The 18,829-nt window shown below is 54.8% G+C and carries 16 protein-coding genes and 2 tRNA genes; 13 read left to right on the top strand and 5 right to left on the bottom strand.

Annotated elements, in window-relative coordinates; all coding sequences use genetic code 11:
• Positions 1 to 98 precede the first annotated feature (98 nt).
• The 3 genes from H6B15_RS07295 (at position 99) to H6B15_RS07285 (ending at position 4,889) form a co-directional block, all read left to right on the top strand.
• Complete coding sequence (locus H6B15_RS07295) at positions 99 to 1,793, top strand: ABC transporter ATP-binding protein (protein ID WP_243424322.1); 1,695 nt, start codon at positions 99 to 101, stop codon at positions 1,791 to 1,793.
• A gap of 19 nt (positions 1,794 to 1,812) precedes the next feature.
• A complete protein-coding gene (locus tag H6B15_RS07290; protein WP_204647339.1) occupies positions 1,813 to 3,582 on the top strand; it encodes an ABC transporter ATP-binding protein in 1,770 nt (589 codons plus the stop codon).
• 365 nt (positions 3,583 to 3,947) lie between these two features.
• Entirely contained in the window at positions 3,948 to 4,889 is a 942-nt protein-coding gene (locus H6B15_RS07285) for a glycosyltransferase family A protein (RefSeq protein WP_204647338.1), read from the top strand.
• A gap of 92 nt (positions 4,890 to 4,981) precedes the next feature.
• Here the strand turns inward: H6B15_RS07285 and H6B15_RS07280 are convergent.
• Positions 4,982 to 5,057, bottom strand: a tRNA-Ala gene (locus tag H6B15_RS07280).
• A 163-nt stretch (positions 5,058 to 5,220) separates the two neighbouring features.
• Here H6B15_RS07280 and ligA point away from each other — a divergent pair.
• Positions 5,221 to 7,224 (top strand): NAD-dependent DNA ligase LigA, encoded by a 2,004-nt coding sequence (ligA, locus tag H6B15_RS07275; RefSeq protein WP_204647337.1) that lies wholly within the window; start codon positions 5,221 to 5,223, stop codon positions 7,222 to 7,224.
• A 140-nt stretch (positions 7,225 to 7,364) separates the two neighbouring features.
• Here ligA and H6B15_RS07270 read toward each other — a convergent pair.
• The 4 genes from H6B15_RS07270 to H6B15_RS07255 form a co-directional block, all read right to left on the bottom strand.
• Positions 7,365 to 7,440, bottom strand: a tRNA-Thr gene (locus H6B15_RS07270).
• A 102-nt stretch (positions 7,441 to 7,542) separates the two neighbouring features.
• Entirely contained in the window at positions 7,543 to 8,268 is a 726-nt protein-coding gene (locus H6B15_RS07265; protein ID WP_345941957.1) for a hypothetical protein, read from the bottom strand.
• Between the two features lie 178 nt (positions 8,269 to 8,446).
• Positions 8,447 to 8,668 carry a hypothetical protein gene (locus tag H6B15_RS07260; RefSeq protein ID WP_204647335.1) on the bottom strand — a complete coding sequence of 74 codons (222 nt, stop codon included), beginning with the start codon at positions 8,666 to 8,668 and terminating at the stop codon, positions 8,447 to 8,449.
• A 26-nt stretch (positions 8,669 to 8,694) separates the two neighbouring features.
• Positions 8,695 to 9,720, bottom strand: a complete 1,026-nt coding sequence (locus tag H6B15_RS07255; protein ID WP_204647334.1) for a hypothetical protein — start codon at positions 9,718 to 9,720, stop codon at positions 8,695 to 8,697.
• 65 nt (positions 9,721 to 9,785) lie between these two features.
• On the opposite strand from H6B15_RS07255, the gene H6B15_RS07250 reads away from it, so the two are divergent.
• The 9 genes from H6B15_RS07250 to H6B15_RS07210 all read left to right on the top strand — a co-directional run bounded on the left by H6B15_RS07250 (position 9,786) and on the right by H6B15_RS07210 (position 18,715).
• Positions 9,786 to 10,097, top strand: coding sequence for a YabP/YqfC family sporulation protein (locus H6B15_RS07250; protein WP_204647333.1), 312 nt, complete (start codon positions 9,786 to 9,788; stop codon positions 10,095 to 10,097).
• Entirely contained in the window at positions 10,094 to 11,287 is a 1,194-nt protein-coding gene (locus H6B15_RS07245; protein WP_204647332.1) for a sporulation protein YqfD, read from the top strand. Before H6B15_RS07250 ends, H6B15_RS07245 begins: the two co-directional genes overlap by 4 nt.
• Positions 11,288 to 11,397: 110 nt before the next feature.
• Positions 11,398 to 12,360, top strand: a complete 963-nt coding sequence (locus tag H6B15_RS07240; RefSeq protein ID WP_204647331.1) for a PhoH family protein — start codon at positions 11,398 to 11,400, stop codon at positions 12,358 to 12,360.
• Positions 12,361 to 12,424: 64 nt separating this feature from the next.
• Positions 12,425 to 12,934: an rRNA maturation RNase YbeY gene (ybeY, locus tag H6B15_RS07235; protein ID WP_204647330.1), complete on the top strand. Its 510-nt coding sequence runs from the start codon at positions 12,425 to 12,427 to the stop codon at positions 12,932 to 12,934.
• On the top strand, positions 12,931 to 13,440 hold the full coding sequence (locus H6B15_RS07230) for a diacylglycerol kinase family protein (RefSeq protein WP_204647329.1): 510 nt from the start codon (positions 12,931 to 12,933) through the stop codon (positions 13,438 to 13,440). The genes ybeY and H6B15_RS07230 overlap by 4 nt, the downstream gene beginning before the upstream one ends.
• Positions 13,421 to 14,344, top strand: a complete 924-nt coding sequence (gene era / locus H6B15_RS07225) for a GTPase Era (RefSeq protein ID WP_204647328.1) — start codon at positions 13,421 to 13,423, stop codon at positions 14,342 to 14,344. Before H6B15_RS07230 ends, era begins: the two co-directional genes overlap by 20 nt.
• Positions 14,345 to 14,569: 225 nt before the next feature.
• Entirely contained in the window at positions 14,570 to 15,313 is a 744-nt protein-coding gene (gene recO, locus H6B15_RS07220) for a DNA repair protein RecO (protein WP_204647327.1), read from the top strand.
• A 29-nt stretch (positions 15,314 to 15,342) separates the two neighbouring features.
• Positions 15,343 to 17,715 (top strand): endonuclease MutS2, encoded by a 2,373-nt coding sequence (locus H6B15_RS07215; protein ID WP_204647326.1) that lies wholly within the window; start codon positions 15,343 to 15,345, stop codon positions 17,713 to 17,715.
• A gap of 49 nt (positions 17,716 to 17,764) precedes the next feature.
• Entirely contained in the window at positions 17,765 to 18,715 is a 951-nt protein-coding gene (locus H6B15_RS07210) for a hypothetical protein (RefSeq protein ID WP_204647325.1), read from the top strand.
• Positions 18,716 to 18,829 lie beyond the last annotated feature (114 nt).

The following is an 18,829-nucleotide window of genomic DNA, read 5'->3' as shown; positions in this document are numbered from 1 at the left end:
CGGCAAACAACGGTGTCCCGGCGGTATAGGACGGAGGAATGTGTGTGGAACTGATTTTGCGGTATATGAAACGATATTCGTTCCGCATTGGCCAATCTATGGGAATCAAGCTATTGGGGGCGGTAACCGAACTCATGATTCCCTATATTCTGGAATATCTGATTGACGAGGTTGTACCATTGGGTCAGCTCAGCCAGGCGGTGCTTTGGGGCGGATTGATGATCGTTACGGCTCTCGTTACCCGGCAGCTCAATATCATAGCCAACCGGATCGCGGTGGACAATGCCCACAATGTTTCTTACGATATTCGCCAGGATCTGTTTACCCGTACGGCCAACCTTTCGGGAGCGCAGTTTGACAGGCTGGGTCTGCCCAGCCTGATCAGCCGCATGACCAGCGACAGCTACAATGTACAGTCCTGCGTGCAATCTTTGCAGACGATGTGCATCCGCATGCCCATCCTGCTGCTGGGCGGGATCGGCGTCACCATGGTGATGGATCCGGTTTTGTCCGGAATTCTGTGCGTCATTGTGCCGGTGTTGATTGTGGTGATACTTACTGTTTCCCGGTACGGCATTCCTCTTTACCGCAAGGTGCAGGAACGCTTGGACGATGTAGTCCGGATCATGCGGGAAGACATTACCGGTATCCGGGTGGTCAAGGCTTTGTCCAAAACCGAATACGAGAAAAACCGGTTTGGAGAAGCCAACAATGCCATGACCCACGCCGACATCAAGGCCAGCATCATTATGGCCATACCCGGCCCGTTGATGCAGATGTGTTTGAACATCGGTCTGACCCTTGTGGTCTGGATCGGGGCCGGCCGGGTCAACAACGGCCAGATCAAACCCGGCGTGATTCTGGCTTTTCTGACCTATTTTAATATGGTGATGCAGGGGGTCATGGGGGTCAACCGCATTTTCATGATGATCAGTAAGGCGTCCGCTTCGGCCAATCGAATCGGGCAGGTTCTGGCGGCCCCCGTTGACCAGAAGATTCTTTCCCCTGAACAGGCCAAAAAGCCTGCCGGGGATGAATTTATCCGCTTTGAACATGTGACCTTCAGCTACCATGCGGGAACGGAAGGCTCTTTGGCGGAAGAGGAGCGGGAACAGTGCCTGTATGATATCAATTTTGCGCTGAAAAAGGGCGAAAGCCTCGGCATTATCGGGCCCACCGGCTGCGGCAAGACCACCATCATCAACCTGCTGATGCGGTTTTACGATGTGGAAAATGGCGGTGTCTTTGTGGGCGGGCGGGACGTGCGCAGCTACGAGATGGATGAGCTGCGCCGCAAATTTGGTGTCGTGTTCCAGAATGACATGGTGTTCTATAACACCCTGCGGGAAAACATCCGCTTTGGCCGCGATCTGGATGACGCCACCCTGATGCGGGCGGTGGAGGATGCCGTCGCCGCCGAGTACGTGGATTCTCTGGAGGAAGGCCTGGACTACCGTGCGGATATCAAGGGCGCAAACCTGTCCGGCGGACAAAAGCAGCGGTTGCTGATCTCCCGGGCATTGGCCGGCCGACCGGAAATCCTTGTGCTCGACGATTCGTCTTCGGCGCTGGATTACAAGACCGATGCAGCCCTGCGCAAGGCCATCTTTGAACATTATCGCAATTCCACTACCATCATGATTGCCCAGCGTGTCAGCTCCATCCAGAACATGACCCATATCCTGGTGCTGGATAACGGGCGGTGCATCGGCTACGGAACACACAGGGAACTGCTGGAAACCTGTCCGGCATACCGGGAAATTTACCAGGCCCAGATGGGCGCACTGGCCTGAGGAAGGGGGGAATCTTATCATGGCGAGAGGACCTCGCGTAAAAGCGGAAAAGCCCCGGGACGCCCGGGGAACACTGGTGCGGACCCTTCGTTATATGGTGGATTACCGGTTTTTGGTTCTTGCTCTTCTGCTTTGTACCTTTGCCAGCAATATCGGCAATCTTCTGGGCCCATCCTTTGCAGGCAAAGCCATCGGGGCAGCCGTCGGGCCTGGTCAGGTGGATTTTGTCACTGTGGCCCACTATGCCAAATGCATGTTGGCAGCGTATCTGTTCAGCAATATTATGTCTTTCCTTGTGAACCAGGGCATGATGCTCACCGGCCGCCGGGTGGCCAATAAGATGCGCCGGGATGTGTTCCATAAGCTGATGGTTTTGCCGGTCAGCTACTTTGACCGCAACCAGGCCGGGGACATCATCAGCCGTGTTTCCTATGACATCGACGTGGTGACCACCAGCCTTTCCTCCGACCTGGTCCAGATTATGACCAGCATCGTGACGGTGGTGGGGTCCTTTATCATGATGTGTCTCATTTCGCCGCCCATGACCCTTTGCCTTTTTGTTACGGTGCCCCTGGCTGTGGGGTTCACCCGCTACATGGGCAAACGTACAAGACCTCTTTACTCCAAACGCAGCGCGGCCTACGGCAAGATGAACGGATATGTGGAGGAGATGTTCTCCGGGCAGAAAACCATTCTGGCTTATGCCTATGAGAACGATGTCTGCCGGGAATTCAGCGATATCAACCAGGAGGCCGCCGATGCCTACTGCGCCGCCGATACCCTGGGCATGACCACCGGCCCCACCGTCAACCTGATCAACAACCTGGGCCTTTCTCTGATCGGCCTGCTGGGCGCTGTTTTGTATATGTTCGGTATGGCAGGCATGGAACAGATTTCCGCGTTTGTGCTGTATTCCCGCAAGTTCAGCGGCCCCATCAATGAGATTGCCAATATCATCAACGAAATCTATTCGGCACTGGCCGCGGCCGAACGGGTGTTTGCTTTGCTGGACCAGCCGGAAGAACCCGCAGACCTTCCCGAAGCTGAGGAATTGACCGATGTGCAGGGAGAAGTGGAAGCCCGGCATGTCAGCTTTGGCTATCTGCCGGGACGGACGGTGCTTCATAATCTCAGCCTAAAAGCGGAACCGGGCCAGACCATTGCCATTGTAGGCCATACGGGTGCCGGCAAAACCACCATCATCAATCTGCTGATGCGGTTTTATGATGTGGATTCGGGAGAAATCCGGGTGGACGGGAAGGAAGTGCATCAACTGACCCGTCGCTCCCTGCGCCGGGCGTATGCTATGGTTTTGCAGGATACCTGGGTGTTTCAAGGCACAATCTTTGAGAATATTGCCTACGGCAAGGAAGGGGCCACACGGGAAGAAGTGATCGCGGCAGCCAAGGCTGCCCGCATTCACGAGTATATCATGCGGCTGCCGGACGGTTATGATACCGTGATCAGCGAGGATGGCGGCAATATCAGCAAAGGGCAGAAGCAGCTTTTGACCATTGCCCGGGCCATGCTGTACAATACCCAGATGCTGATCCTGGATGAAGCCACCAGCAATGTGGATACGAACACCGAACAGAAGGTACAAAAGGCCATGCAGGAACTGATGCGCGGCAAGACGTCCTTTGTCATTGCGCATCGTTTGTCCACAATCCAGAACGCCGACAAGATTCTGGTCATGGAACACGGCGATGTGATGGAGCAGGGCACACATGCCGAACTGATGCGGAAAAAAGGAGTTTACTATAAACTGTATGCCTCCCAGTTCGAGTAAAAAGCTGCGGTATATCCGCATACAAAAAGGCACACAACGGACCCGGTAGACCGCTGTGTGCCTTTTACAGTATGATGCAATCAAAAACCTGTTTCCATTCTGTGACTGTCCCAGATTATGTAGACAGCACAAGAAAGCTCCTGAGTAGGAATATTCGGTCTTAGTGGGAGTGGCGCAGCGTCAGCGGCGCCACTCCTGTTCCACCTGTTCCTAAAAATGTACATCAAAAAAATACAGGAGAGAGAATAAGAGTTATTTCGAAATCTGATAGAGAGTGCATGGACAACCTATCATTTGTCTATTTACAGAGGAAAACAGTACGGATATAATGGCTAAAAACGTAAGCAAGCGGAAGGAGTATCAGGATGGAGGCTTCCCGGAATATCGCCAAGGATGTTGAGGCGGTTGTTACAAGTTTTAATCAAGGAACGATGATTATGGAAGCTGTCCGCTCTTTGTGCGAACAGACTACACCGCCCGCAAGGGTGATTATTGTGGACGATGGATCCACAGATGAAGAGTCACTGGAGGTTTTAAAGAAAGTAGAGACGATTTTTTCTGAACATCTCCCCATTACGCTGATGTTGAAATCAAATGGAGGAGTATCAGCGGCCAGAAATACCGGAATTGCTGAGACAAAAACACCTTTGGTTCTGGTGCTGGACGGAGATGATAGGCTGGAACCGTCTTATATTGAAAAGGTTTGTCAACTGCTTCGCAATGACTCCTGCATGGTTGCGGCATCGTCATGGATGCAAACTTTTGGGGTTTTGAATGCGGTTGTCCGTCCGTGCGGGGGAGGATTAAATGCGTTCCTTTCTAAAAATTGCTGCGCTGCAACTCATATTATGCGTCGCAAATACTGGGAAAAGTGCGGTGGCTATGATGAAAATATGCGCTCAGGATTTGAAGATTGGGAGTTTTTCCTGAGTATGTTGGAAACCGAACCGAATATGCAGATCGGGGTGGTCCAGGAACCTCTGATTGACTACCGAACTGCGCCTGCTTCGTCGAATATAACGAGTATGGAGAAGCGTTTGGATCTTATGCGTTTCATTATTGAAAAGCACCTGGAATCTTACCGAAACCATGTGGAAGACGCGGTTATAGGTGTCGAATCCACCTCAATGACAAGACTGTTTGGCTGGGAAGGCGAAATCATTCGTTCGATGAGAGATACCCAGGAACTGAGTAAAGTGTCGGATGAGTTTATAAAACATCCAACGTATGGAGATGGAGGCATGGCTGCGGCGGTTCGAATTGTTTCTTCAAAAAGTGAAATGCAGAGTCTCAACGAAAAGCAATAAAAATATTTATGATCCAGCGGGAAGCATTTTGGCTTTCCGTTTTTCTTTAACAGATAAACAAAAAAGACCTGAAACCAAAGTTTCAGGTCTTTTGGTGGAGATAAGCGGGATCGAACCGCTGACCTCTTGAATGCCATTCAAGCGCTCTCCCAGCTGAGCTATACCCCCAAGCTTTTGCGTTGCCGTCAGGCAACGTAGGTAATTATAGCAAGATCTTCCCCGTTTGTCAACACTTTTTTTGCAATTTTTTCTGCCGTTCGTCATGACAAGGCAGGGGGCTTGTGGTATACTGTATAGGAACTTTCTGATGACTGAACAATGGAGAAAACTTATGCAACTGGAACAAGCACGTGAACGGGTCAAGGAGCTGCGCTCTGTAATCGAACGCAACAACCGACTGTACTATATGGACAACAACCCCGAACTGGAAGACTTCGAGTATGATGCCCTTACCAGGGAACTGAAAGCTCTGGAAGCGCAATTTCCGGAACTGGTTACCCCGGATTCGCCCACACAGCATGTCAATGAAGGGGTGAGCAGCAAATTCAGCAAGGTGGCCCATGCAGTCAAAATGGAAAGCCTGCAGGATGCTTTTTCCTTTGAGGAGCTGCGGGACTTTGACCAGCGTGTGCGGGATGCCGGCATTGCACCGGAATATGTGGTGGAAGCCAAGATTGACGGTCTGTCGGTCAGCCTGGAATACCAGAACGGACGGTTCGTGCGGGGATCTACCCGGGGTGACGGTCTGGTGGGGGAGGATGTGACCGAAAACCTGGCCACCATCCGGGATATCCCCAAGATTTTGCCGGATGCACCGGAGTTCTTGGAGGTGCGCGGCGAGGTATATATGCCTCATAAGGCGTTTTTTGCCCTGTGTGAACAGCAGGAACTGGAGGAAAAGACGCCTTTCAAAAATCCGCGTAATGCGGCGGCCGGATCCTTGCGGCAGAAAGACGCCCGCATTACGGCGTCCCGCGGTTTGTCCATCTTTGTGTTCAACCTGCAGCAAGTGCGGGGACGTGAGTTTGCCACCCATCACGAAACGCTGGATTATATCAAGAGCCTTGGCTTCCCGGTGTCGCCACGGTACAGCGTGTATCATTCCATCGACGATGCCATCCGGGAAATTGAGACCATCGGTCAGATGCGCGGCGACCTGGAGTTTGATATTGACGGCGCTGTGATCAAGGTCAATAATCTGGCAGCCCGGGAAAGTTTGGGCAGCACCAACAAATTCCCGCGTTGGGCCATTGCATTCAAGTATCCTCCGGAAGTGAAACAGACTGTGGTGCGGGATATTGAAGTGTCGGTCGGCCGGACCGGTGTGCTTACGCCGACGGCGGTGTTTGACCCGGTCTTCCTGGCCGGTACCAGTGTGTCGCGCGCCAGTCTGCATAATGAGGACATTATCCGCACGTTGGATGTACGCATCGGAGATACCATCGAAGTGCGCAAGGCGGGGGACATTATTCCGGAAGTAATCGGCGTTGCCAAGCATGGAGAAAACACCGTTCCTTATGCAATGCCCACGGTTTGCCCGTCCTGCGGGGAACCGGTGGTGCATTTGCAGGAGGAAACGGCCCTGCGCTGTGTCAATCCGGAATGCCCGGCCCAAAGCCTGCGCAACCTGATTCACTTTGCCTCGCGCAATGCTATGGCTATTGACGGTTTGGGCGAAGCGGTGGCTATCCAGCTCACATCCCGCGGCCTGGTTCATACGGTGGCGGATTTGTACACGCTGCGCAAGGAAGATTTGCTGACCCTGGATAAATTCAAGGAGAAGAGCGCGTCCAATCTTTTGAACGCCATAGAGAATTCCAAGGAGAACAACCTGGATAAACTGGTGTTTGGTCTGGGAATCCGCAACATCGGCGATAAAGCCGCCGCGTTGCTGGCGGAGGAGTTTGGAACCATGGAGGCCTTGAGCCATGCCAACAATGACCAGATTGCCGCCATTGAAGGCATTGGCGGCATTATGGCACAGAGCGTGACGGAATTTTTTGCCAAGAGCGGCACGGTGGATCTGTTGCAGCGCTTGCAGGCGGCCGGTGTCAACATGACCTGGCACGGGCAGAAAAAAGGAACATCTCTGGCCGGTAAGACGTTGGTTGTGACCGGTACACTGCCTACATTATCGCGCCAGGAAGCGGAAGCTTTGATTGTACAAAACGGCGGCAAGGCAAGTTCTTCGGTGTCCAAGAAAACCTCCTACGTGCTGGCGGGAGAAGCAGCCGGATCCAAACTGACCAAGGCACAGACTTTAGGCATTCCGGTTATCGATGAAGCGGATTTTCTGCAGATGATTGCACAGAACGAATCTGTAAAAGAACAGTAAAACCAAAAAGCGGCAGATTGGGCAACAACCCAACATCTGCCGCTTTTGCTATACCGGAAGTCAAAAAGTAGTCAAATCCGTTTCTGTAAAGAAAAAACGCCCGCAACATTCCCAAAAAGAACGCTGCGGGGCGCAAATGTTGGAGCTGGAAACGTGACTTGAACACGCGACCTGCTGATTACGAATCAGCTGCTCTACCAACTGAGCTATTCCAGCACAACGGAAATAGTATACCGTGTTTTTGGTTTTCGGTCAAGGGGGCAGAGCAAAAAAGTTGACGCATTCCCGTTCTGACAACGAAAATGCGCCAAGATGGCATTATTTTTTTTCATCAGTCCCAGCGGATGCATCCGAAGCTTTGGCATCTTCTGCGTCGTAATCTGAGGCGGTCTTGGCGTCCGGGACAATGGGAATGAACCGTTTGGCAAAACGGCTTTTTCCGCGACTGCGTACATAGAAGAATCCGATGATGGAAAAGACCAGGGCCCCCACGAAGTTGACGAACAGATCCATCATGGTATCCAACAACCCGATGTCAAGATAACCGCCCAGCCCAAGAGCGGTTTGTGTGCCGTCACCCTGCACCACAATAACATCCACGATATCACGCAGGTGTACAGGGGTGTTTCCGCCGGTGGGATCCAGCTTGACAGAGCCAATCTGGTGCACAATGATGTCTTTCTGCATATCCAGAAAGAACAGCTGGTCCATGGCACACTCAAAAAACTCCCACACAACCCCTACCGTCATGGAGAAACAGAAGGCCACGACCGCCAGATAAAGCGGGGAGAGTTGAAAGGTGACCTTTTTCTGCCGGTTGAGCAAATCCAGCAAGGAAAAACCGATGGCCGCGCACAGAAAACCGTTCAATGTGTGCAGAACCGTGTCCCAATAGGGGTGTTTGATATAGTAAGCGCCGATTTCACCCATGATTTCGGCGGCATAGATGAACAAAAGAATGATGATTTCCAGTGTGTCCGGCAGCTCGATGGAAAGCCGGCGTTCCAGCATGGTGGGCATGGAAAACAGGAACAAAACCAGCACACACAGAAAAACATTTTCGAAATTGCGGTTGAAAAGCTGCGCTACCAGAACCAAAATAACGGAAAGCCGCAAAAAAATATATACCAGCATTACGCCGCGTTTGTGCTGCCAGGCGTCCTGCAAGGCACTGCGAAACTTTTGTTTTTTGGCTCTGTTGGGCATACTCTACCTCATTGATTTACGAATCCAGACTGAAATCTTTGGGATCGAAGTGGGGCAATTCCTGCCGGCGGGGTGTACGCATCAGCGGATCATACACGAATTTGCGGCAGGAGTAATACGGCGACACAACGCCCCGCTGTTTGCACAGGACCATGCGATTGTCTGCGGCCGGGCTGCCATGCAGACAGTAGGCGCAGGCCGGTGCGATTTTACTGCCATAAATCGGCTTTTTGAACATAGGATGGCTCCTCCTGCCTGCAATTATTACGAAGATACAGTGTCATTATAAAATCTTTTACGAATTTTGTAAAGAACGGCGCAAAGGAACAAAAATACCAAAAAAGCGGCATCGGGGGAGACCCGATTCATAGGAACCACCCGGGATGCCAGACTGGAAAAGACAGCGATATCGCCGGGCAAAAAGGGCAGGATAAGGCGAACGAGCAACCCCAAAAGAGGAAAGTGCAGCAACCGGGCAATCATCAAAAGTCGCAGGCTGGCCATGCCCTGCAAAAGAGAAGCGAGCTGGGAAAAAACCGACGCCCCCAGAAAACTCAGGCAAAGACAAATACCGTACAAAGCCTGGGTGCCTCTCAGCCGGGAAAAATCGGCACATCCGGAACTGATTTCGCACAAGGCGGAAAGGTAGGGAGAAACTTCAGCCGGGATGGAAAATCCCAGAATCAGTGTGGCTTCCAGAACCCGGAAAAACAGTACCGAACCGCAAACACACAGGCAACTGTTCACCGCGGATACAATGGCATCGGAGAGGTTGGAAGCAGAAACGGCGGATGCGGACGGTTCCATGACCTGGCGGGTTTTCTCATGATGTAGAAAAGGCAGAAGGATCAGGCAGCTTCCCAAATTGGCGATGAGCTGGGCCAGATACAAAACCATTCCCAGCCGGACAGAGCCCAGAAGGTGCCCGCCGACGCTGCCTATCACAAAGCCGGGCCCGGAACAGCAACCGAGGACCAGCAGCAGATTGGCGTGCGCTTCGTCCAGATTTCCCTGCCGCCGAAGATCCCGAACCATTCCGGCGCAGACGGCATACCCGCCCAGCCAGGAAAGAAGGAGAGCAGAGACAAAACCGCTTTTTCGGGGGATGGAGCCTAACGCCAGGTTGCAGGCCACAAAAAAAGGGAACAAGGCCGGCAACAAAGTGCTCAGGCAGAGCTCGATCCCTTGCCGAAAGCCCTGCGCGGCGGCTTGCGGGTATACAAGAAAAAGGACGATACAAAAGAACGAGGCCACCAAAGGAAAAAGACGCCGCCAGAAAACAGAACACATAACCGGAACTCCTTTGCTATATATTTGGGATGACGCCATAGAGAAACGGAAAGGGGGCACGGAAAATGAAGCGGTACCGCCGGTTCCGTAAGCGAGGAGAAAAGCATCCTGCCCAGCCGGAACAATGGTTTCATCCGCCGGAAAAAGCATTTTACCATCTGCCGGACCTGATACTGCGCGGCGGACACATTGCGACGGACGGCTGCCGGCGGGTACTGGATTTTACGCCGGAGAAAATCTGCCTGGATCTGGGAGATACGATCATTACATTTTATGGAGACAGTCTGCGGATAGAATCTTTTTCCGGGCGGCGCCTGATCAGTTCCGGCTTGGTGCGGCGCATCGAATTTGAGCAGAAGTGGGAGGGCCATTCATGAAAAAGACCAATGTCGCGGCAATGTGGGCGGACCGTATCCGCTTTGAAGCGAGCGGCAGAGGGGCGAAAAGCTTTTTGAGTGCGGCGGCACAGGCGGGGGTGCATCTTTGGAAAATTTCCTGTACAAATCGGGGGTACACGGCCTGTGCCTTTGGATCGGATCTTCGGCGCTTGGAACAGATGGCGGCAAACTATCAGGTGGATTTTTCCCTCAGGAGACGGCATGGGCCGGGCCGGATACTGGAAAGGGTGGCTGCACGGCCGGGAATTCTGGTGGGGACGGCCGCGTTTTTCCTGTGCCAGTGGTATTTTGGCGGCTTTTTGTGGCACATAGACTTCGGGGAATTGGAACTGCCCCAGCAGGAAAAATTCCGGGCGGCGTTGGCGGAACAGGGAATCTGGGAGGGATGCCGCCTGGAGGAAGAAACCTTGCAGCATGTTCGGGACACGCTGGCGTTGGAAATGACAGACGAAGGATGGTTGAGCCTGAACTTTACGGCGGGGTGCCTTTTTGTGGAGCAGAACCAACGGCAGGAACAAACCGTGCGGGATGCCGTACAGCCACAGGCTCTGTATGCAAAGGCGGGTGGACAGGTTCTGGAGATCGAGCTGGAAAGCGGATTTCCGGAGGTGACGGCGGGGCAGTATGTGGCTGAGGGGCAGCTGCTGGCCAACGGCCAGAAAGCGGATCGCGAGGGGCAGGCGGTGGTGCAGGGAGCATCCGGCTCCATACGCGGCAGAATTCAACGGCAATACACGGCCGTGCAACCGCTGCAAGGCGACTTCCGGTTGCTGACGGGAAAAAGCAGGGAGAGCGAGCAATGGCAGCTGCTGGGGTATACCTGGACACAAAAGGAGGCAGATACCTTCCCGGATGGCATGGTCACCACCGAATGGATACCCTTCCGGATTGGCAGTGTGGCTTTGCCGGGAGCTATCTGCCGGACCACCTATTGGGAAAAAACGTCGGGCACGCAGCTCTATTCCCAGCAGACGGCCAAAGCCCTGGCGGCACGCTCCTGCCGACAGCAGCTTTTACGGGAATTTCCGGATGCAGTGCTGGAAAGCCAGGATCTCACCTACGAAATTGGAGAAAGTGAAGTTATCTGTACCGCAGAGTATCTCTTCTGCGCCGATATGACTGTTCCGGGCGTATTGGCCCCGTTGGAAAACGTTCAAGCCGCATCCTGAACCGCCGCTGCAAACAAACAGTTAAAAAATTTGTGTAATATTCATAGTTTCTTTTCAACTCAATTGTGATATAATGCAAAGTAGCATGATGTATTCTGGAGGTAGTGTATTTGGCAGAACGATCGGTTGAACTGGACAGCATCGAACTGGCCGCAGCGGTTTTTGGTAATTGTGACCAGAATCTGCGCCTTTTGGAGAACGAATTCAAGGTGACGGCCGTGTGCCGTGGTTCCCTGCTGAAATTTACCGGTGAGCAGGAAGGGGTCAACGCCGCCGTGCATGCCATTGAAGGCATGGTCACTCTGATGGAAAACCACACCCCGCTGGACGAACAGACCGTGCGGTATTGCATCAGCCTGGCACAGGCGGGGGAGGAAAAGCGCCTGCGGGAGCTGACCGATGATTTTGTGGCGGTGACAGCCAAGGGCAGGCCCATTCATCCCAAGACGCTGGGCCAGAAAGAATACCTGGCCGCCATCCGCACCCATGCCATCACCTTCGGCGTGGGCCCGGCGGGCACCGGCAAGACCTATCTGGCGGTGGCCATGGCCGTGAAGGCGTTCAAGGCCAAGGAGATCAGCCGGATTATCCTGACCCGTCCGGCGGTGGAAGCGGGAGAAAAGCTGGGATTTTTGCCCGGTGACCTGCAAAACAAGGTTGACCCGTACCTGCGCCCGCTGTATGATGGCCTTTTTGATCTGCTGGGGGCGGAAACCTTCCAGCGTCTGGTAGAAAAACAGGCCATCGAAGTGGCTCCGCTGGCTTATATGCGCGGACGCACGCTGGATGATGCCTTTATCATTCTGGATGAAGCCCAGAACACCACGCCCGAGCAGATGAAGATGTTCCTGACCCGTATGGGCACCAACAGCAAGGTGGTGGTGACCGGCGATATTACGCAGATTGACCTTCCGGACAAAGCCAAGAGCGGTCTGGTGGATGCACTGAAAGTGCTGCGCGGGATCCAGGGCATTGCCCAGGTCCAGCTGACCGATAAGGACGTGGTGCGCCATCGCCTGGTGCAACAGATCGTCAAGGCATATGAAAAAGCAGCGGCCGCCTCACGCCGCTGAGAATATACAGATCCGATTTCGTTATCGACAGACTTCATAAACATTACATAAGGAGGAACCTCTTATGGCAAACAAAGTGCTGATCAGCAACGAGCAAAACGCCGTCAAAGTTCCGTCTGGGCTGCGGATTCTGATTCGCCGCAGCTGCAACGCGGTGCTGAATTATGAAAAGTTTGACGGTCCTGCCGAGATCAGTGTGACCTTTGTGGACAATGACCGGATTCATGAACTGAACAAGCAGTATCGCAACAAGGACAGCGCCACCGATGTGCTGAGCTTTCCCATGGGGGAAAACGGTCAGTACGACATCGACGAAGACAACGGTTGCAAGATTCTGGGAGATATTGTGATCTCCATGCAAAAGGCCATGGAGCAGGCCGAGCTGTACGGGCATTCTCTGCAGCGGGAGGTGGCTTATCTGACAGTCCACTCCATGCTCCACCTGCTGGGGTATGACCACGAAACCAGCGGTCTGGAAGCTGTCCGTATGCGGGAAAAAGAGGAAGCGGTCCTTTTGCAGTTGGGGCTGCCCCGTACCGTATCCTATACCAACGATGAGATTTTGTACGAATGAAAATACGCTCTGACCTGGCGCGCTTTGGGCGCGGTTTTATCTACGCGCTCAACGGCATCCGTGCCGCCGTACAGGAGGAGCGCAATTTCCGGTTTCATCTGTGCGCGGCAATTTATGTGTATGCGGCGGCGTTCCTGGCCGGACTGGAACCGGTGGAGTATGCCTTGCTGGCCTTGTGTATATTTGCCGTGATGTCCATGGAGCTGATGAATTCCGCCATCGAACGCGCGGTGGACAAGCCGGATACCGAACACTGGTGGAGCGCCGGTGCGGCCAAGGATATGGCGGCCGGTGCTGTTCTGGTGACGGCCATCGGAGCTGTGTGTGTGGGTGTCTGCCTGTTTGCCAACGAGCGAGCGCTCAAAGCCATCTGGTCCGGTGTAACGGCAAGCCCGCTGGCCATCCTTCTGTGGCTGGCCTCCCTGGTCGCCGCCTACCTGTTTACGTTCCGCTATGGCAATACAAAAGAGAAAGGTGCCGCACAAAATGCCCAGAACCCAAAATAAGAAAGAACAACCCGAAACCAGCAGTGTGTTTGTCGCTCTGGTGGGACGGCCCAATGTGGGTAAGTCCAGCCTGACCAACACACTGGTGGGGGAAAAGGTGGCCATTGTGACCAAAAAGCCGCAGACCACCCGCAGTCGCATCACCGGCGTGATCACCAAGGGCCCGGTGCAGTATGTGCTGATGGACACGCCGGGCATTCACACGCCCCGCAACAAGCTGGACGCCCGGATGACCCAGACGGCGGCCGCCAGCGTGAAGGATGTGGATGTGACCCTCATGCTGTTTGAACCTTCCGGAGAAATGACCGAGTCCGAGACCACCATGATCGAAGCATTGCGCAAATCCGGCCCGGCCATTGCGGTCATCAACAAGGTGGACTTGCTGCGCGGCTTTGAAGAACTGGAAGCCCGCAAGCAGCAGATCGAAGCCATGGGCGTCTTTGACGCCGTCCGTACCATTTCCGCCAAAGACGGTACTGGATGCGAGGAACTGCTGGAGGACCTGCGCCGGTATGCCACCCCGGGCCCGCATTATTTTGATGACGATGCCTTCACCGATATGCCGGAAAAGGAGCTGGTGGCAGAGCTGATCCGTGAAAAACTGCTGCTTTTCATGCGGGACGAAGTGCCCCACGGCGTGGCTGTGACGGTGGAAAGCTTCAAGGAGCGCCCGGACAAGGACCTGATTGACATTTCGGTGGAGATTTGCTGCGAACGCAAGAGCCACAAGGGCATGATCATCGGCAAGGGCGGCCAGATGCTCAAAAAGATTGCCAGTGCCGCCCGCACTGATTGCGAGGAACTGCTGGGAACCCATATCAACCTGCAGTGCTGGGTCAAGGTACGTGAGGGCTGGCGGGACAGTGAACGACTTCTGGATGACCTTGGTTTCGCGAAGCCGTGACAAAACTTTCCACTTGCCGATGACCCGGTTGGACAACTTTTCCGTGAATGGGAATGTACAATGGTATACATTCCAGTAACGGAAAAGGGGGCGGGTTGATGCAGCAAGATTCATCCGATTATTGCGTCCACGAATGGGCGCAGTTTGCCCAGACGGGCAGTATTTACGACTACTTGAGCTACAAGACCCGGCAGGCCGGCGGCCAGGGCAGGAAAGGGGACTCTGATGCAGATCGCAACGACCGGGCTGGTTCTTCGCCAGGTCAAGGTGGGCGAGGCGGATCAGATCCTGACCATTCTGACACCTGACAGAGGAGTCCTTTCGGCTTCGGCCAAAGGCAGTTTGCGGCTGAAAAACAAGCTGTTCAGTGCCTGCGGCCTGTTCTGCTATTCCGAGTTCACCCTGACCATTGGCCGCAGCAGCAATTTTGTGGATACGGCAGCGGTCAAAAAGGTGTTTCATGGATTGGGGCGCAGCGTGGAAGGAATGGCACTGGCCGTCTATCTGGCCGAAGTCGCCACAGTCCTGGCACCGGAACCACCTGAGGCAGAGCAGCTGCTGCGCTTGGTCCTGAACACCTTATATATGATCAGCGAAAGCAAACGTCCGCTGCGGCAGCTGAAAGCCATTTTCGAGATGCGCGCCATGTGCCTTGCGGGCTACATGCCGCGCATTTTGGCCTGCGAGGTTTGCGGGCGATATGACGGCATGGACTTTTACCTGGATACCGCAGGCGGCGGGCTGCTGTGTGCCGAATGCGCGGCCAAGGTCAACCGCACGCCCAACCTGGATGCGGGGGCACTGTATGCCCTGCGCCATATCTGCCTGGCCGAGGACGGCAAGCTGTTCAGCTTCACCCTGACGGAGGCAAGCACCAAGCGCCTGGGGAAGGTGTGTGAGCGGTATCTGCTGGCCAACCTGGACCACGGGCTGAAAAGCCTGGATTTTCTGAAAACTGTTTTGGAATGACCAAATAACAAGGAGTAAACCCTTCGACTATGGATTTCTCATATAAAACCACACTGGAACTGGATAAGGTCATCGACCGTGCGGTGGAGCTTTGCGCCTGTCAGGAAACCAAGGAGCAGATGCGTGCCATCCAGCCGTTCATGACCCCCGAAGAGGAACGCTACGAACTGGCCAAAACCGACGCCGTGAACAGTCTTCTGATCAAAAACGGCAGCCCCCGTTTCGGTGCCGTCAGCGGTGCCAAGCGGATTGCGGCCCATGCGGTCAAGGGTGGCATCCTGTCCATGGGGGAGCTGCTGGAGGTTGCGGCGACCCTGCGGAATTTCCAGGGCCTCAGCCAGTGGTACGGACTGACCGAGCATGAACCGTTGCCCACGGATGATTTGTTCTATGCTCTGGCGCCCCAGCCTCAGCTGGAACGGCAGATCACCGACAGCATCCTTTCGCCGGAGGAGATGGCCGATACCGCCAGCATCACCCTGCGTGACCTGCGCCGCAAGATTCGTGCCACCGAAGACTCCATCCGTACCAAGCTGGATTCCATCATCAAAAATTCCACCACCAACAAATTCCTGCAGGATGCGGTGGTGACCCTGCGTAACGGCCGGTACGTGGTGCCGGTCCGTTCGGAATACCGCGGAGAAGTGGGCGGTGTTATTCACGATGTCTCCTCCACCGGTGCCACCGTCTTTGTGGAGCCCACCGCGGTGGTGGAAGCCAACGCCAAAATCATGCAGCTGCATGCCCAGGAACAGGAAGAGATCACCCGCATTCTGTCCGCTTTTTCGGCACAGGTGGGATCCCTGGAACCGCAGTTCTCTTATAGTTATGACGCCATGTTGTCCATCGATCTGCTGCTGGCCAAGGCCCGCCTGGCGGTGGAACAGAATGCCTTCATGCCCCAGGTCAGCGATACCTGCCGCTTCTCCTTGAAGAAGGCCCGCCACCCGCTGATTGACAAGAAAAAGGTTGTTCCTGTGGATATCACCCTGGGGGATGAGTACGATACCTTGGTCATCACCGGCCCCAACACCGGCGGCAAAACCGTCAGCCTGAAAACCGCCGGGCTGCTCAATGCCATGGCACAGCACGGTTTTTTGATTCCCGCCCATGAAAGCAGCTCGGTATGCTGCATGCAGGAATATCTGGTGGACATCGGCGATGAGCAGAGCATTGAGCAGAGCCTGTCTACCTTCTCCGGGCACATGAAGCGTATTACCGAGATTCTGCGCCTGGCCGGTCCGGATACCCTGACTCTGCTGGACGAACTGGGCGCCGGAACCGACCCGGCCGAGGGCGCCGCTCTGGCAGTCAGCATCCTGGAAAAACTGCGCCGGGCCGGAACGCTTCTCATGGCCACCACCCATTATGCTGAACTGAAGGTGTATGCGCTGGAAACCCCCGGTGTGGTCAACGCCAGCTGCGAATTCGATGTGGAAAGCCTGATGCCAACCTATAAGCTCAGTGTGGGCGTACCGGGCAAATCCAATGCGTTTTTGATCAGTGCCAAGCTCGGCATCCCGGAAGATGTCATCGATGCGGCGCGCACCCACATGTCCAACGATGACAAGCGGCTGGACAGTGTGCTGGCCCAGCTGGACGATATGAAGCTGCGCCTGAAGAAGGCAGAAGATGAGGCGGAAGCCGCCCGGCATCAGGCCGAAAATGCCTTGGAGAGCGCCAAGAAAGAGCGGGAACAGCTGATCAAGCAGGGCGAGGAAGAACTGGAAAACGCCCGCAAGCAGGCCCGGGACATGGTCCAGAAGGTGCAGAATGAGGCGTATACCCTGACGGATGAATTGCGCCGGCTGCAGAAGGATGAAAAGGCCAGCGCGGCGCAGCGTGCGGTCCGTGCCCGGGAAATTGCCCGCAAAGACACCGAAAAGATGCTGGCCGATGCGGCTTCCCGCAAACCGGTGGCCGAGTACGTGCCGCTGAAGGAAGTGAAGGTGGGCCAGGAAGTGGTCATTGCCGAACTGAACCAGACGGCAGTGGTCACTGCCCGCCCCGACCGTGACGGTCTGGTGGAAGTGCGTGCCGGTATTTTGAAAACCAAGGTGCCCCTGTCCGGACTGAAAGCGCCGGACAAGATGCAGAAGAAACCCCGCCAGCAGCCGCCGCGTACCCATACCCGGGTACAGCTGGACCATGACCGCAAGGCAAGTCTGGAACTGAACCTGCTTGGATATACGGTGGAGGAAGCGCTGGGCGAAGTGGACCGGTTTCTGGACGGTGCTGTCATGCGAGGCCAGCACACGGTATACATCATTCATGGCCTGGGGACCGGGGCGTTGCGTGCCGGCATCCAGAAACATCTGCGCACCCATCGCCAGGTAAAGAGCTTCCGCCTGGGCGGCTACGGTGAAGGCGGCAGCGGCGTGACGGTTGTGGAACTGAAATAAGCTCTGCCTTTTTCAAAAAAGATCGAATGGCGGAAGGAGGATTGCAACTGTGCAAGACGAGTATATCCGCTCACGAGGATTTGCACTGACCCTGGCACGCCGTGCCGTGGATGATCTTCGGCGCGATCAGTTCCGGCAGATGCGCAACTATGTGGATCTGTGCCAGGCACTGGCACAAAAAAGCCGATATAAAGGATTTTTCGATCAGGCTCAGCAAGTGCTGCAGCGGGCGGACAGTTTGTACTATGCGCTGGTTCAGTGTCTGTTGGAACGGGTGGAAAGCGAGCGGTTGTGTGCCTTCGGTGTGAATTTCGGGGTCGGTGGTATCATATACGGTGCTTCCAGACTCAAGGAGGAAGCCGAGCGAACGGGCAAGCCGTCGGCCTGGCTCAACACAGCCAACTGCGCTTCTTCGAAGCTGGAGGAGGCCGTTGAGCAGGCAGAGCAAAACGGCAGATATGTGTGGGCTTTGTACGCACAGGACGCCGCTGCGGTCCTGCGAGCGGTACGGGTGATCAAACAGCATCCGTTTGCTGCTTTTTTGCTGGTGGCGGCGCCGTCGGTGATTGCGGCTCTGCCCGCGGAAACCTTTGCCGATTGCTTCAATCTCAGCATCTGGCTGTTGCTTCCGGCGCCGGCGCTGGAACCGGAAACCGTACAGACAGCCCGGACTTTGTGTGAGCGCAGATTGTTGTTTGGGTTTGCCGTCCTGCTGGATGAGGCCGGGGCAAATCGTGCCATGGAGTCTTCCTGGCTGCAGGAAATGGCACAGTGGACATCCTTCTGCCTGTATGCCAGGCGTCCCGGCATGGAGCCGCAAACAGCCCGCCAGCTGCGACAAAGCATTGTGCGCAGCCGTACCGGATCGGTAGTTCCGATTTTGGTCCTGGACTGGGACGGTGACTTGGGTGTCATTAACCGGGGAATTTCAGAACTGGCCGTTATTGGCGCATCGGTGGATGCGGAGCTGCCCTTTCCGTTTATCTGTCAGTCGGAATAAAAACAAAAACATCCCGCACCGGACATCGTGAACTGCCCCAGAATTAGTAGACATGAATAAAAAGACCCTCGTGTAGTGGGGACCTTAACAGGACTGGCGAAGCGTAAGCGGAGC

This window comes from Gemmiger formicilis (assembly GCF_016900095.1).
Taxonomy (GTDB): domain Bacteria; phylum Bacillota; class Clostridia; order Oscillospirales; family Ruminococcaceae; genus Gemmiger; species Gemmiger formicilis_A.
Note: the sequence above shows the minus strand (reverse complement) of the source record. Positions and strands in the feature narration are given on the sequence as shown.

Coding starts and splice junctions, on each gene's coding strand:
- recO (WP_204647327.1), top strand. CDS start 14,570: ATGCAGATCGCAACGACCGGGCTGGTTCTTCGCCAGGTCAAGGTGGGC.
- era (WP_204647328.1), top strand. CDS start 13,421: ATGCCCAGAACCCAAAATAAGAAAGAACAACCCGAAACCAGCAGTGTG.
- ybeY (WP_204647330.1), top strand. CDS start 12,425: ATGGCAAACAAAGTGCTGATCAGCAACGAGCAAAACGCCGTCAAAGTT.
- H6B15_RS07250 (WP_204647333.1), top strand. CDS start 9,786: ATGAAGCGGTACCGCCGGTTCCGTAAGCGAGGAGAAAAGCATCCTGCC.
- ligA (WP_204647337.1), top strand. CDS start 5,221: ATGCAACTGGAACAAGCACGTGAACGGGTCAAGGAGCTGCGCTCTGTA.
- H6B15_RS07285 (WP_204647338.1), top strand. CDS start 3,948: ATGGAGGCTTCCCGGAATATCGCCAAGGATGTTGAGGCGGTTGTTACA.
- H6B15_RS07295 (WP_243424322.1), top strand. CDS start 99: ATGGGAATCAAGCTATTGGGGGCGGTAACCGAACTCATGATTCCCTAT.
- H6B15_RS07260 (WP_204647335.1), bottom strand. CDS start 8,668: ATGTTCAAAAAGCCGATTTATGGCAGTAAAATCGCACCGGCCTGCGCC.
- H6B15_RS07215 (WP_204647326.1), top strand. CDS start 15,343: ATGGATTTCTCATATAAAACCACACTGGAACTGGATAAGGTCATCGAC.
- H6B15_RS07255 (WP_204647334.1), bottom strand. CDS start 9,720: ATGTGTTCTGTTTTCTGGCGGCGTCTTTTTCCTTTGGTGGCCTCGTTC.
- H6B15_RS07245 (WP_204647332.1), top strand. CDS start 10,094: ATGAAAAAGACCAATGTCGCGGCAATGTGGGCGGACCGTATCCGCTTT.
- H6B15_RS07230 (WP_204647329.1), top strand. CDS start 12,931: ATGAAAATACGCTCTGACCTGGCGCGCTTTGGGCGCGGTTTTATCTAC.
- H6B15_RS07290 (WP_204647339.1), top strand. CDS start 1,813: ATGGCGAGAGGACCTCGCGTAAAAGCGGAAAAGCCCCGGGACGCCCGG.